Raw genomic sequence first — 14,310 nt, 5'->3', positions numbered from 1 at the left:
CAGTTAATGTCGGCATTTTTGTATCCGGCGATCAAATAGAAACCAGTGAGAGTTTTTGTGGATTATCAAATCATTACTCAATTGAAAGATCTTGAGCGAGTTTGCCAACAAGCACGTGAAGCCGATGTCGTTATGCTTGATACGGAGTTTGTTCGTACAAGAACCTATTACCCTCAATTAGGCTTGATTCAGTTATTTGACGGCGAAACGCTGTCTCTGATTGACCCTATTGCTCTTGATGAAATGACACCGTTCGTTGGGCTATTGAAAGACGCTTCAGTACTGAAAGTGTTACACGCATGCGGTGAAGATTTAGAAGTATTCCAGAACGCATTTGATTGTACACCAACCCCAATGGTCGATACTCAAATCATGGCTGCGTTCTTAGGGCATGGCTTATCAACAGGCTTTGCTGCTTTGGTTTCAGAGTTTGTTGGTGTGGATTTAGATAAGAGTGAATCTCGTACCGATTGGCTGGCGCGTCCGCTTTCTCAAAAGCAACTCGACTACGCGGCAGCAGACGTTCATTACCTAATGCCTATGTACAATAAGCTTCTTGAGAAAGTGATGGAAGCGGGCTGGTGGGAAGCGGCGCAACAAGAGTCTGACTTACAAGTAGCTAAGCGTATCCGCAAAGTAAACCCAGACACGGCTTACCTTGATATCAAAGGCGCATGGCAACTGAAGCCACAGCAACTTGCTATCTTAAGACCACTTGCAACGTGGCGTTTGAAAGAAGCGATTAAGCGCGATCTCGCATTGAACTTTATCTTTAAAGAACAAGATCTTTGGGCTGTCGCGCGTTTTGCGATTAAGAATCCGAAGCGTATGGAAGAAGAAGGTTTTGATTTCCGCTCTGTACGTCGTCATGGCGCGAAGATCAGCTCAATCGTTAAGTTAGCGGAACACACGCCAGAAGAAGAGTACCCAGCACCAGTTGAACGCTTGATGGACTACCCGGGCTATAAGCAAGTCTTTAAAGTGTTGAAAGATGAAGTGAAAACCGCTTCGCAACACAGTGGCCTAGCGACTGAATTTTTGGCATCGAAGAAGCAACTAAACCAAATGTTGAGTTGGGTTTGGAAGCACGATCGTAATCCAGAAAAACTGCCGGATGTGATGCAAGGTTGGCGTTTAGATCTGGTTGGCGAGAGGCTGAATAAAGCAATCAAATAGCCAAACTGTTTAAGAACAAAACGCAGACACAAAAAAGAGAGCCTAGGCTCTCTTTTTTAATCAATCTGCTGACGAGATAGTGATGATTACTTATCGTCTTCAGGCAGTTTAACGTTCAGCTCTAATACTGAGATATCGTCATCTTTGTGTTCGAACGTAAGGTCAACCATTGATGGATCCACTTCTACGTACTTAGCAATACACTTCAAGATGTCTTCTTTTAGTTGCGGCAGGTAAGACGGCGCTGGGTCGTCATGGCTGCGTCGTTCTGCAACAATGATTTGCAAACGCTCTTTGGCTAGGTTTGCAGTGGTCTTCTTCTGTGGTCTGAAAAACTCTAGTAATGACATTGCGTATTAGCCCCCGAACAGTCGTTTGAAGATGCCTTTCTTCTGTTCCGTTAAGAAGCGGAAGTCAACTTGGCTACCTAGTAGTCGCTCTACAGTATCATTGTAAGCCATACCTGCGTCGGTTGCTTCGTCAAAGATCACTGGAACACCTTTGTTCGATGCGTTCAGTACCGCTTGGCTCTCAGGGATTACGCCCAGTAGAGAAATGTGTAGGATCTCTTCAACATCTTCAACACTCAGCATCTCGCCTTGATTTACGCGAGCTGGGTTGTAGCGAGTCAGTAGAAGGTGAGTTTTCACAGGCTCCAAGCCGTCCTCTGAACGACGAGATTTAGAGTCAAGAATACCTAGAATACGGTCTGAGTCGCGTACAGAAGAGACTTCAGGGTTGGTCGTTACAATTGCTTCATCAGCAAAGTACAACGCCATTAGAGCGCCTTGCTCGATACCCGCTGGAGAATCACAGATGATGAAATCAAAGCCCATCTCATCCAGTTCATCAAATACGCGACGAACACCGTCTTTGGTTAGTGCATCTTTATCACGAGTTTGAGAAGCAGGGAGAATGAATAGGTTTTCTGTGCGCTTATCTTTGATCATCGCTTGGTTAAGCGTTGCTTCACCATTGATAACGTTAACGAAGTCGTAAACAACACGACGCTCACAACCCATGATTAAATCCAGGTTACGCAGACCGATATCAAAGTCGATAACTGCGGTTTTCTTTCCTTTTAGAGCCAGACCAGAGGCAATAGCTGCACTAGAGGTCGTTTTGCCTACCCCGCCTTTACCTGACGTTACAACGATAATGCGTGCCATTATTTTTTCCTTTTATTTCTCTTATATTGCGAGGACGTCAACGTGTAATACATCGTTTGCCATACTGAACATGGTTTTCTTCTGCCAGTACTCGCTTTCAATTTGATCGCTGAGCCAGTAATTTCCTGCAATAGAAACCAACTCGGCTTGTAAATCATTACAAATTATTTTTGCTTCAGTTTGACCACTTGCGCCCGCAATCGCGCGGCCGCGTAACGTGCCATGAATATGGATGCTGCCATCGGCAATCACTTCTGCACCTGCACTTACGTGGCTTAGGATTAATAGGTCGCCATCTTTTGCGTATACCTGCTGACCAGAACGAATTGGGGTTCGAACCACTTTAATTGGTGCCATCTTAGCAGGCGCTTGCGATGGAGACTTACTTGCTGTCATTACTGCAAAGCCAGCTTCCCTCGCGAGGTTTTGCATACGTTTGTCAGAACAGCCAGCGACGCCAACCGGAATCATACCCGCTTGAGAGATACCATCTTTGAGTTTTACGAAGTCGATATCGCCAGCCACTTTACTGATGTTGATAACCACAGGTGCGGCAGCAAAAAAAGTGGGCGCTTGGTCTACCTTCTCTTGAAGAAAAGAGACTGCATTTTCGACTTGATCATCGGATAAGTGCAAAACAGATAGCGTAAAGCTGCTACCTTTTAGATCTGGATTACTAGACATCGAAAAACTACAGGACCTCAATAGCGAATTGGTACAATTTCTTTATGAATAAAATAAAGGGCATTGCCTGAAACTAGGTTTATCATGTTATATTCCCAAACCAAGCACAGCAAGTAATCTTGTTGTCAAATGGACGTTTTGTTCCCAATATTTCCCTAACATAAACTATTGATCTCGCATGTGAGAGTTTTGTAGTCATAATCAATTAAAAAGGTTTGTCATGCTGTGTTCTATATATAAAAGCTCAAAGAAAGAAGGAACATACCTTTATATCCCGAAGAAGGATGATTTTTCACAAGTTCCTGACGCATTGATGCAAATGTTTGGTAAACCTAGTTTTGTAATGGTAATTAAAATGGACGGTCGCAAACTGGCTCAAGTGAACATCGATAAAGTGAGAGAATCACTGAACACCGATGGTTTCTTTTTGCAAGTTCCGCCTCCACCAGTAAACGAACTTGAGCTGTACAAAGAGCGCAAAGCTCAGCAAAACAATCAAGACGAAGAGTGATAACTATCTCAATTCAGGGAGGAGTGATCGTTGAGTAAATTTTCGAAAAGCATATTGGCGGTGTCGGCATTACTTTTAGGTAATAGCCTGACCATTGGCTCAGTACAGGCTCAAGAACTGAGCTTTGAGCAATATGTAGAAAAACTAAAGCAACAAGGCCGTGAAGAAGGCATTTCTGAAGCGATCATTGATGAAGCCTTTGATGGTGTAACGTTTAAGCCAAGAGCGGTCAAAGCGGATAAAAACCAACCTGAAAAGAAACTGACTCTGGATGAGTATATTCCACGAGCAGTGCCAGATTGGAAAGTGAAGCAAGCAAGATCACTGTATAAGAAGCATTACAAAGCGTTAAAGCGCATTGGTGATGAATATGGTGTTCAGCCGCGATTCATTGTCGCTTTATGGGGCGTTGAGAGTAACTTCGGTAAATTCACCGGTAATTACAGCGTTATCGATGCTTTAACAACTATGGCTTACGAAGGGCGCAGAGAAGCGTTTTTCCGCAGTGAAGCGATGGCGGCGTTAACTATTCTTGACCAAGGCCATATCACACCAAAAGAGATGAAAGGCTCTTGGGCTGGTGCTATGGGTCAACCTCAGTTTATGCCTAGCTCATTCTTAGCGTATGCCGCTGATGGCAATGGCGATGGTAAGAAAGATATCTGGGGTACGGAAGAAGATGTATTTGCCTCGGCGGCGAATTATCTGAGCCAATCCGGTTGGGACGACAAGTACACTTGGGGCCGTCAGGTTCACGTACCATCAACGGTGTCTATTGATTTGCAAGGTCGTTCTGAAGACAAAGCGAAATACCTAAAAGAGTGGTCTGAACTTGGTATTAAGCGTTATGACGATCGCCCATTACCTAGCCTTGATGAAGACATTAAAGCTTGGTTAATCATGCCAGATGACGAAGCGGGTCGTTCTTACCTCGTTTACAACAACTACAATGTGTTAATGAAGTGGAATCGTTCTTACTACTTTGCTTTGGCGGTTAGCCATCTAGCAGACAGAATCAAGTTTGATTAGTCGACCTAATTGTATTAATCGGTATGACTTGCTTTGATAGCATTTGGCCTACCATAGGCAGAACGAACTAAAGGACTCTTCGGAGTCCTTTTTGATTTTATATTTTAGAGTTTTAATAAGGTGGTCTTGTGCTAACAGATAGAGCTGCACAGATGGTGATATTCCATGCATTAATTAAGCATGATGGCTTTACCAGTGCTGCAAAAAGCTTGAACGTTTCGGTGTCTCATATCAGTAAGCAAGTTGCTTTGCTCGAAGACTCCATTGGAATCAAGCTAGTACAAAGAACCACACGTAGCCTAACGCTAACGGAAGCGGGGGAAGTATTCTATCAGCACTGTGAGCAACTGTTTAACACGGTAAAAGCGGCTCAAATGGATATGGACAGCCAGCGTGACGATATCTCAGGAATACTGCGTGTTGGGCTGTCGCAGTCATTTGGCACCTTACATATTATTCCTGCGATTGATGAGCTCAGACAGCTTTATCCTCAGTTGAGAATCGAAGTCCACCTGTTCGATTACAAAGTGGACATGATTGAAGAGCGTTTAGATCTTTGGATCACCAATAATGAAGACTTGCCAGAGGGGTACATTGCGCAGCGATTAGCTGATAGCCAGTTTGTGGTAGCAGCATCGCCCGATTACCTGATTAAAGCCGGGACACCACACGTACCGTCTGATTTGATTGACCACAACTGTCTTATCTATCGCAGCCGAGAGCGAGACTACACATCGTGGGCGTTTGATAACGGACAAGAGAACCTTAGTGTTAAAGTGGCCGGGGATTACTCGGTGGATTTAGCTGAGGCAGTTCGAGACGCAGCGGTATCCGGGTGGGGCGTGGCTTACTTGGCCACTTACTTAGTGAAGGAAGAGTTCAGAACGGGCAAATTAATCCAAGTCTTGCCGGAATGGAGAGCGAGTCAGCTGATGCCATTCTATGCTGTGTATCCGAGTCGAAAGAACATGCCGAAGAAGCTTTCTGCGGTGATTGAGTTCATAAAAGATCATATCGGATCGCCAACCTACTGGGATGAAAACCTAAAAACTTGCGTTGAACTGCATCGTTAACTGTTTCCAAATCTATAAATATAATTTCCATATGGAAAAAGTACGCTTTTTAATCAAAGTTAATTATTAAAATTCAATAACTTAATTAAAATCATTGCTCAAGAGTGATTACCCCAACATCACATTAACAACCGCCGCTTGCCGCAAACGATTTCCTCTATAGAATGCGTCGCCTTTCCTAACTACAACTTTTAGGTTGACGCACATGGCTTCGCTACTTGGAATTATTACTATTTTAGTTGCCGCTTGGTTACTATCTACGGACAGAAAAAATATTCCACTAAGAACAGTCTCTCTGGCTTTCTTACTACAAATCTCATTCGCGCTATTGGTTCTATATGTACCAATGGGTAAAGAAGCGTTGAATGCAGCCACTGGTGCGGTATCTAGCTTGATCAACTACGGTCAAGAAGGGATTAACTTCCTATTTGGTGGCCTTACGAACAACGGTTTCGTTTTCGCGATTAACGTTCTGGGCATTATTATCTTTTTCTCTGCGCTTATCTCTGGTTTGTACCACATAGGTTTTATGCCAAAAGTGATCAACCTTATCGGTGGCGCGCTGCAGAAGTTCTTGGGCACAGGCCGTGCAGAATCCCTGTCTGCGACAGCAAATATCTTCGTTGGCATGATTGAAGCACCGTTGGTGGTTAAGCCTTACTTGAAACACATGACGGATTCACAACTGTTCGCAGTGATGGTATGTGGTTTGGCATCTGTTGCTGGTGGTACGCTTGTTGGTTATGCGTCACTAGGTGTAGACCTAAACTATCTGATCGCAGCGGCATTCATGTCTGCACCGGCAGGTTTGTTGATGGCTAAAATCTTAGTACCAGGTAGTGCTGACGATGTTCAAGAAAACATTGAGTCTGATGTTGAAATTCCACGAGCAACAAACGTAGTTGAGGCAATGGCAGATGGGGCTATGTCTGGACTTCGTATTGCCGTTGCGGTGGGTGCGACACTTCTTGCCTTTATCAGTGTGATTGCAATGCTGAATGGCTTGCTAGGTATTGTTGGGGGCTGGTTTGGCGTAAACCTAAGCTTCGAGCTTATCCTAGGCTATGTGTTCGCACCCGTTGCATGGCTGATCGGTGTGCCGTGGTCTGAGGCTATCGTTGCAGGCTCACTGATAGGTAACAAGATCGTTGTGAACGAGTTTGTCGCTTTCATCCAGTTAATGGACGCGAAAGAGGTACTTAGCGAGCATTCTCAAGCGATCGTTACCTTCGCACTGTGTGGTTTTGCCAACATCTCTACCATGGCGATTCTTATCGGTGGCTTAGGTAGCTTGGTACCAGAGCGTCGCTCTTTCATCTCACAATACGGCTTTAAAGCGATTTGTGCAGGTGTGTTTGCTAACCTAATGAGTGCCGCGATTGCTGGCGTGGTACTTTCACTGTAAGTATCTAGTTTTATCATTAAGCACCGAGTGGATGAGTCAGTCACTTTATTTCCCCTATAGTAAAGTGACTGATTAATCACAATAATATTCGGTCAGCATGAAAAAGAGAGCCTATAGTTTAATGACGTAGGCTTTCTTGTTTTAGCAAATAGATTTGTATCACAGGGTGTGGCACAAATTATTTAGGGGCATAAATGGATTTGTCGATTACTTCTTCTTTGGCGCTAATTGGACTCTTGTCTTTAGCCTGTCAACTGCTTGGCTGGCGTTTGCGTCTTCCCGCTATTCTCCCTCTTCTCATTGTCGGCCTGCTATTGGGCCCCGGTTTAAATGTCCTTAACCCAGATGCCATTTTTGGCGAAGTGCTATTTCCGCTGATTTCATTAGGTGTTGCCATTATTCTGTTTGAAGGCGCATTGACGCTTAATTTCAAGGAGATCAGAGGCCATGGTCGCATGGTGACTCATCTAGTGAGTGTCGGCATGCTGATTACATGGGCGTGTATCGTGGTCGGTGCTTATTACTTTGTTAACTTTAGTTGGCCATTAGCAGCGCTATTTGGAGCCTTGGTAGTGGTGACGGGCCCGACAGTGATTGTGCCTATGCTGCGTAGTATTCAGCCCAAAGCTTCTCTTGGCAGCATTTTGCGCTGGGAAGGTATTGTGATTGACCCAATAGGCGCTCTGTTTGCGGTTCTGGTTTACGAATACATTGTCTCTTCAGCCGACCCTACCGGTCACGTGTTGTTTGCGCTTGGGCTGACTTTGGCTATTGGTTTAAGCTTAGGGATCATCGGTGGCCATTTGATTGCCAAGATGCTGCAAGGGCATTGGGTGCCACACTATTTGCGTAATGTGGCAGTGCTGACGTTAATGTTGGCGGCGTTCTCGTTTTCTAATGACTTGAGTGAAGAGTCGGGCTTGTTAACCGTGACCATCATGGGGATCTGGCTTGCCAATGTGAAAGGCTTGGATATCGAAGACATCATCGAATTCAAGGAAACTCTGACTGTGCTGCTCATTTCTGCGCTGTTTATTTTGTTAGCCAGTCGGCTCGATTCGGGCGCGTTCCTGTCGATAGGTTGGGGCGGTATAGGGTTGTTAGCGGTGGTTATGCTGGTGGCTCGCCCGTTAAGTGTGTGGATCAGCGGGATCGGCACGGATCTTAGTTCTGCAGATAAATGGTTTTTGAGCTGGATGGCGCCGCGCGGGATCGTGGCTGCAGCGGTTTCTTCTCTGTTTGCGATCAAACTTCAAGAGAAGCAATTGATTGATGGGGCAGATCTGCTAGTGCCCATGGTGTTCTTGGTCATTATCGGCACGGTTGTTATTCAGAGTTTAACCGCAAGTTGGTGGGCGAGAAGGCTAGGTGTCACTCAAGAGAAAGCGCAAGGGGTTATCTTCTTTGGTGCCACCCACTTCGCAAGACAGTTTGCCAAGGTGCTCGCGACTCATAACATCAATAGTGTGCTTGCGGATACCAACTGGGAGAGTATTCGCTTGGCGCGTATGGATAGCTTGAATGTCTACTTTGGTAACCCAGCTTCCAGTCACGCGGAAAACAATTTGGAACTGGATGGGATAGGGCGAGCGATGATTGTCTCACCTTATCGCCAAACTAACCCGTTAGTCAGCATGCATTATCAAGACGAGTTTGGTGCCAATAAGGTTTTTGAGCTTGAGTCACCAGAAAGCAAGCACGAGAGACACCAAGTGAGTCGAGATGGCAACCGAAGTCTATTTGAGGAAGGCGTGACCTACTCCAAGCTTAATTCGTTAATGGCTCAAGGCAGTCAAATTAAGAGTACAGGGCTGACAGAGGCATTTGATCTGAATGAGTTTAATGCTTTGTATCCTAAAGCGATTTTACTTGGAGTTATCAATGGCGGTGATTTCCGTTTAATTACTCAAGGGGCTGACTTGGAAAAGCTGATATCGACAGAGTGTGAGATCATCAGTTTACTGCCGCCTTCAGAGCCGGTTGAGAAACTCGAGGCTCCAGATAAGTAGTAAGTGTTCTTTATCAAAAAAGCCGCAACGTTTTTCACGTTGCGGCTTTCTCATTTAATTTATACTGCGTTACAGATTACTTCGAGTGAAACTGCTCGCAAGCGATCATCGTATTTTCGATTAAGCTCGCCACTGTCATTGGGCCAACACCACCCGGTACAGGTGTGATGAAGCTTGCGCTCTCTTTCGCGACATCGTATTCAACGTCACCGACTAGCTTGCCAGATTCTAAACGGTTGATACCAACATCGACCACAACTGCACCTTTCTTAATCCATGCACCAGGAATGAAGTTAGGCTTACCTACAGCAACCACAACAACGTCTGCTTGACGTACGTGGCCTTCAAGGTCTTTGGTAAAACGGTGGCATGTCGTCGTCGTACAACCCGCTAGAAGCAGTTCTAGAGTCATTGGGCGGCCTACGATGTTTGAAGCGCCAACAACAACCGCGTGCTTGCCACGTAAATCGATGTTGTAACGGTCAAGCAGCGTGATGATACCTTTTGGCGTACAAGAGCGAAGCTTAGGCATACGTTGAGCCAAACGGCCGACATTGTATGGGTGGAAGCCATCAACGTCTTTCTCTGGTGTGATGCGCTCAAGAACGTGAGTGCTATCGATACCAGCAGGTAGAGGCAGTTGAACCAGAATACCGTCGATCTCTGGGTCTTGGTTTAGTTGGTCTACTAGGTTTAACAGTTCATCTTCTGTTGCAGTGGCTGGCAAATCGTAAGATTTAGATACGAAGCCAACTTCTTCACACGCTTTACGCTTACTACCAACGTAAACCTGAGAAGCAGGGTCTTCACCCACTAAAACAACCGCTAGGCCCGGAGCGCGTAATCCAGCTTCAGTACGAGCTTTTACACGTGCAGCAACTTCGGAGCGAACCGTTTGAGAAATTAGCTTTCCATCAATATTTTGAGCAGTCATGAATTTCCTTAGTATTGATATTCAAGTTAGTGGCTGATGTTTTTGGCGCATTATTCCAGAAAATCTTTTTGATTACCATCAAGCAAACGATTGCTTTGCTCTATTTTCCAACACTTATATGTTTGTTGCCCTTTTTTTACTCACTTAGATCAGAATGTTACATAAAGCCGTTGCTTTCATGATTCGAATTCGTATAATTCCTTCCTGTAGCGCGCCCTTAGCTCAGCTGGATAGAGCACGTCCCTTCTAAGGATGTGGTCGAAGGTTCGAATCCTTCAGGGCGTGCCATTATTTAAAGAAACCCGATAGCTCTCTGAGTTGTCGGGTTTTTTGCATTTCATCCATCATAAAACACTTCTTTTAAAGCTCCAGTTATTTCCTTCTCTTATTCATTTCGTTCGGCTCATGTAATAGAAAGTTAAAATTGTTCCTTTTTTGGGGTTTACATCATTTGGTAATAAAGCCACTATGAATTCACGAAGAATAGACAAGTAAAGCTGTTCACCAGCGGGTTTAGGAATCAAACCTTCTGCTGATGGCTGATTTAGAGGAAGTAATGGCAGGAAACAGTATCGGACAACATTTCCGCGTGACCACGTTCGGAGAAAGTCACGGTATCGCACTAGGATGTATCGTAGATGGGTGCCCACCAGGATTAGAAATTACCGAAGCAGACCTTCAAAAAGATTTGGACCGTCGTCGCCCTGGTACTTCTCGCTATACAACGGCTCGCCGTGAAGCAGATGAAGTAAAGATTTTATCAGGTGTATTTGAAGGCCAAACTACGGGTACTTCTATTGGTCTATTGATTGAAAATACAGACCAACGCTCTAAAGACTATTCCGAAATTAAAGACAAATTCCGCCCAGGCCACGCTGATTACACGTACCATCAAAAGTACGGTGTGCGTGATTACCGTGGTGGTGGTCGTTCTTCAGCTCGTGAAACTGCAATGCGTGTTGCGGCTGGTGCGATTGCAAAGAAATACCTAAAACAAGAATTTGGTGTTGAAATCCAAGCTTACCTTTCTCAAATGGGCGATATCTCAATTGATAAAGTGGATTGGAACGAGATTGAAAACAACGCTTTCTTCTGCCCTGATGCAGATAAAGTACCTGAGTTTGACCAACTGATTCGTGACCTACTAAAAGAAGGCAACTCGATCGGTGCGAAGATTCAAGTGGTCGCGACTAAAGTGCCTGTAGGCCTTGGTGAGCCGATCTTTGATCGCTTAGATGCTGATATCGCGCACGCACTAATGAGCATTAACGCTGTGAAAGGCGTTGAGATTGGTGATGGCTTTGATGTGGTTAATCAACGCGGTAGCGAACACCGTGATCCATTAACGCCAGAAGGCTTCGCTAGCAACCATGCTGGCGGTATCTTAGGTGGTATCTCTACTGGCCAAGATATTGTGGCAAGCATTGCGCTTAAGCCAACATCAAGCATTACGGTACCGGGTGACACTATCACTAAAGATGGCGAAGCGACGCAGCTCATCACTAAAGGTCGTCACGATCCATGTGTTGGTATTCGTGCGGTGCCAATTGCAGAAGCGATGCTAGCGATTGTTCTACTTGATCATCTATTACGCCATCGTGGTCAGAACCATGGCGTAACGACGAATACTCCTCAAATCTAACGATTGAGTGAATGAAAAAAGGGTTGCTTCCTGTTGGAGCAACCCTTTTTGTTTTCTAGTGGTATTCGTTGTTAATGCACAGAGCTTTCAGGATCAAGCTGGAATGAAGGCAAGCGCCATTTGAATCTCACAGCTGCCATACGCAGCAAGTAACCCACCACAAGTGTCACAATCGTTGCAGTGACATCGTTAATGCCAAACTCGAGTAAGCCTAGGTATAAGCCTGAAGCAATCAATGCGATAGAGGCGTAAAGCTCTTCATGCAGCACCAGCGGTGTTTGACGACAGATAAGATCACGCAGCAAACCACCAAATACACCAGTAACCAGTGCTGATACCATACAGATCATTGGGTGAAGGCCCATGTTCATCGCCACTTTAGTGCCTATGATACTGAATACAATCAGACCTAGCGCATCTAAGCGAATGAACAAACCTTTAAGTTTAATAACCCAATTAGCTAGGCCTGTTGTGACAACGCCTGCCACACAAGTAATCGCAAGAAATTCAGGGTTCTCAACCCAACCTAACGGGTAGTGACCAAGCAAGATGTCTCGCACTGTACCACCGCCAATCGCCGTTGCGCTGGCAACCAACATTACACCAAACCAATCCATTTTTTGTTTACCAGCACTGAGAGCACCGGTCATGGCTTCTGCCGTGATGCCAATGATATACAAAACACTTAGTAGCATTGCTGTAGCTCTATTATTTAGGTCTATAAATTGGAGTCTTATAGGCCTTGGAGATATAAAAATGAAGCGCGAGTGTAGTAGTAAAACAGGTGATTGACGAATGAATATTTGTACCGTGAATGAGCATTTCAGATTAGCTAAACTAATCATTCACCTAAAAGTGGTGTAATCTGGATGCTGCAATCGATTGTCCACCTCTAGGACAACGATATTGCGAATGTCATTACCCCTAATAGGGCTTTACCGTGCGCGCAAAAAAACGCAAAATGCGCCTGTTCTTTTTACTTTAATTTGATTCTATGACGCACCAATATCCAGATATCATCAATATTTTCAACCAAACCTTTTTCGATAGCTTCAATACTAAACTCGAACTGGGTGAAGATGAGCCTATTTATCTACCAGCCGATGAGCAGGTTCCTCACCATCGTATCGTGTTTGCTCGCGGGTTTTATGCCTCTGCACTGCACGAGATCGCGCACTGGTGTGTAGCGGGTCCTGAGCGTCGTTTATTGGAAGATTTTGGTTATTGGTATGAGCCAGATGGTCGAACAGAAGCGGTTCAAGCTGAGTTTGAAAAGGTAGAAATCCGCCCGCAAGCGTATGAATGGATCATTGCAACCAGTGCAGGCTTTCCTTTTAATGTTAGCTGTGACAATCTACACGGCGATTTTGAGCCAGATCGTTTGGCCTTTATGAATAAAGTACACAACGAAGTCATGGGTATCCTAGAAGTTGGTCTTCCACCAAGAGTCAAAATGCTTTCTGAAGCGTTGCGCGACTTCTACGATGTAGAACCTCTGTGTGCTAGCCAGTTTATTGTGAAATAAGAGAATATTATGATTATCGAATTTGAAGAAAAACTACTTGAAGTAATTGATGCTCGCATTGAAAACGCATCAGATGACGAACTGTTTGCGGGTGGTTACTTACGTGGTCATATTTCTCTTTCAGTGGCTTCATGTGAAGAAGAAGGCATTGAAGATTTAGCAGAAGTGAAAGCGCGCATTGAGAAGAGCCTAGATGATGCTCGCTCTGAACTCACACCTGCAGATCGCACCATTGTGAATGACCTTTGGGTTGAGCTGCAAAACCAAGCTTAATCGCGGGTTATTTATCATCGTCTGCTCAGTCCCTTCCTTTCCATTTTGCTGAGCAGTGAATATTTTGAGACTCATTCGAAATTTTTGAATGAGTCTGTTCAATCCTTGTGATGGTGCCATTTTCTGACTACGTTATTCTAATCCCACTTAACGAGATTACAGAAAGGGTTATATCATGAAAGTTATCGCATTCGGCGCAAGCACAAGCTCTACTTCTATCAACAAAGCACTAGCAACTTACGCAGCTAACTTGATTGAAGGTGCTGACGTAAAAGTTCTCAACATCACTGATTATAACGTTCCTATGTTCAGTGAAGACACTGAAAAAGAGATCGGCCAAGCAGAAGGCGCGCAAGCATTTTTGCGTGACCTAGCAGAAGCGGACGCATTTGTTATCTCTTTCGCAGAACACAACGGACATTACCCAGCAGCGTATAAAAACCTATTTGATTGGGCGACACGCATTGAGCGTTCAGTATTTGGCGAAAAGCCTGCGGTTTACCTAGCGACTTCTCCTGGCCCTGGTGGGGCACAAACAGTACTGGGCGCGGCGACAGGCTCGGCACCTTACTTTGGCGGCAACGTAAAGGCCTCTGTTTCTGTACCAAGCTTCTACGATAACTTCGACTTTGAATCTGGTTCTATCAGCAACGAAGAGATCGCACAACAAATTAAAGACGCTATCGCTAAGCTGTAATTTTATTCAATGCTTAAGTGTGTTGATTGAGTTCCGCGGACTTAATACCACAGAGAAAAAAGCCCGAGAGATACCTATCACTGAAGTGACCCCGTAAAGTTGGACATTTCTGTTAAGCGGCTTTCAAGGCCTGAGTTCGATATTCTATCGGAGTCAGGCCTTTTAGTTTCACTTTTATACGTT

General features: G+C 44.9%; 16 protein-coding genes and 1 tRNA gene. 11 read left to right on the top strand and 6 right to left on the bottom strand.

The window, feature by feature from the left end:
- The first annotated feature begins 57 nt into the window (after positions 1–57).
- Positions 58–1,176 carry a ribonuclease D gene (gene rnd / locus F0251_RS14490; RefSeq protein WP_061033719.1) on the top strand — a complete coding sequence of 373 codons (1,119 nt, stop codon included), beginning with the start codon at positions 58–60 and terminating at the stop codon, positions 1,174–1,176.
- An 86-nt stretch (positions 1,177–1,262) separates the two neighbouring features.
- Here rnd and minE read toward each other — a convergent pair whose 3' ends face one another.
- From minE to minC, 3 genes are read right to left on the bottom strand one after another with little or no spacing between them, the layout of a single operon-like run.
- Positions 1,263–1,526, bottom strand: coding sequence for a cell division topological specificity factor MinE (minE, locus tag F0251_RS14485; RefSeq protein WP_004737949.1), 264 nt, complete (start codon positions 1,524–1,526; stop codon positions 1,263–1,265).
- Between the two features lie 6 nt (positions 1,527–1,532).
- A complete protein-coding gene (gene minD, locus F0251_RS14480) occupies positions 1,533–2,345 on the bottom strand; it encodes a septum site-determining protein MinD (RefSeq protein ID WP_008221225.1) in 813 nt (270 codons plus the stop codon).
- 21 nt (positions 2,346–2,366) lie between these two features.
- Positions 2,367–3,029: a septum site-determining protein MinC gene (minC, locus tag F0251_RS14475; RefSeq protein ID WP_061033720.1), complete on the bottom strand. Its 663-nt coding sequence runs from the start codon at positions 3,027–3,029 to the stop codon at positions 2,367–2,369.
- A 220-nt stretch (positions 3,030–3,249) separates the two neighbouring features.
- Here minC and F0251_RS14470 point away from each other — a divergent pair, with 220 nt between their 5' ends.
- The 5 genes from F0251_RS14470 (at position 3,250) to F0251_RS14450 (ending at position 9,056) form a co-directional block, all read left to right on the top strand.
- Complete coding sequence (locus tag F0251_RS14470) at positions 3,250–3,540, top strand: YcgL domain-containing protein (protein WP_004737952.1); 291 nt, start codon at positions 3,250–3,252, stop codon at positions 3,538–3,540.
- A 30-nt stretch (positions 3,541–3,570) separates the two neighbouring features.
- Positions 3,571–4,569, top strand: coding sequence for a lytic transglycosylase domain-containing protein (locus F0251_RS14465; RefSeq protein WP_116871776.1), 999 nt, complete (start codon positions 3,571–3,573; stop codon positions 4,567–4,569).
- A 152-nt stretch (positions 4,570–4,721) separates the two neighbouring features.
- A complete protein-coding gene (locus F0251_RS14460) occupies positions 4,722–5,642 on the top strand; it encodes a LysR family transcriptional regulator (protein WP_080566522.1) in 921 nt (306 codons plus the stop codon).
- A gap of 205 nt (positions 5,643–5,847) precedes the next feature.
- Positions 5,848–7,047 (top strand): NupC/NupG family nucleoside CNT transporter, encoded by a 1,200-nt coding sequence (locus F0251_RS14455; RefSeq protein ID WP_008221236.1) that lies wholly within the window; start codon positions 5,848–5,850, stop codon positions 7,045–7,047.
- Between the two features lie 194 nt (positions 7,048–7,241).
- Positions 7,242–9,056 (top strand): sodium:proton antiporter, encoded by a 1,815-nt coding sequence (locus F0251_RS14450; RefSeq protein ID WP_171731236.1) that lies wholly within the window; start codon positions 7,242–7,244, stop codon positions 9,054–9,056.
- A gap of 76 nt (positions 9,057–9,132) precedes the next feature.
- Here F0251_RS14450 and folD read toward each other — a convergent pair whose 3' ends face one another.
- On the bottom strand, positions 9,133–9,990 hold the full coding sequence (folD, locus tag F0251_RS14445) for a bifunctional methylenetetrahydrofolate dehydrogenase/methenyltetrahydrofolate cyclohydrolase FolD (protein ID WP_008221243.1): 858 nt from the start codon (positions 9,988–9,990) through the stop codon (positions 9,133–9,135).
- 211 nt (positions 9,991–10,201) lie between these two features.
- Here folD and F0251_RS14440 point away from each other — a divergent pair.
- Together F0251_RS14440 and aroC are read left to right on the top strand one after the other, a co-directional pair.
- Positions 10,202–10,278, top strand: a tRNA-Arg gene (locus F0251_RS14440).
- A gap of 268 nt (positions 10,279–10,546) precedes the next feature.
- Complete coding sequence (gene aroC / locus F0251_RS14435) at positions 10,547–11,632, top strand: chorismate synthase (protein ID WP_116872061.1); 1,086 nt, start codon at positions 10,547–10,549, stop codon at positions 11,630–11,632.
- 71 nt (positions 11,633–11,703) lie between these two features.
- Here aroC and F0251_RS14430 read toward each other — a convergent pair whose 3' ends face one another.
- Entirely contained in the window at positions 11,704–12,327 is a 624-nt protein-coding gene (locus F0251_RS14430; protein WP_171731235.1) for a trimeric intracellular cation channel family protein, read from the bottom strand.
- A gap of 299 nt (positions 12,328–12,626) precedes the next feature.
- Between F0251_RS14430 and F0251_RS14425 the strand changes: the two genes are divergently transcribed.
- The 3 genes from F0251_RS14425 to F0251_RS14415 all read left to right on the top strand — a co-directional run bounded on the left by F0251_RS14425 (position 12,627) and on the right by F0251_RS14415 (position 14,127).
- Positions 12,627–13,157, top strand: a complete 531-nt coding sequence (locus F0251_RS14425; RefSeq protein ID WP_061033725.1) for an elongation factor P hydroxylase — start codon at positions 12,627–12,629, stop codon at positions 13,155–13,157.
- A 9-nt stretch (positions 13,158–13,166) separates the two neighbouring features.
- Positions 13,167–13,430 (top strand): YfcL family protein, encoded by a 264-nt coding sequence (locus F0251_RS14420; RefSeq protein WP_004737967.1) that lies wholly within the window; start codon positions 13,167–13,169, stop codon positions 13,428–13,430.
- Between the two features lie 175 nt (positions 13,431–13,605).
- Positions 13,606–14,127 (top strand): NADPH-dependent FMN reductase, encoded by a 522-nt coding sequence (locus F0251_RS14415; protein ID WP_171731234.1) that lies wholly within the window; start codon positions 13,606–13,608, stop codon positions 14,125–14,127.
- A 112-nt stretch (positions 14,128–14,239) separates the two neighbouring features.
- Here F0251_RS14415 and F0251_RS24670 read toward each other — a convergent pair.
- The coding region (locus F0251_RS24670; RefSeq protein ID WP_367613550.1) for an IS3 family transposase at positions 14,240–14,310 on the bottom strand (71 nt) is incomplete at its 5' end.

Origin of the sequence: Vibrio sp. 070316B, assembly GCF_013114115.1 — a bacterium.
GTDB classification, from domain to species: Bacteria; Pseudomonadota; Gammaproteobacteria; order Enterobacterales; family Vibrionaceae; genus Vibrio; species Vibrio chagasii_B.
Note: the sequence above shows the minus strand (reverse complement) of the source record. Positions and strands in the feature narration are given on the sequence as shown.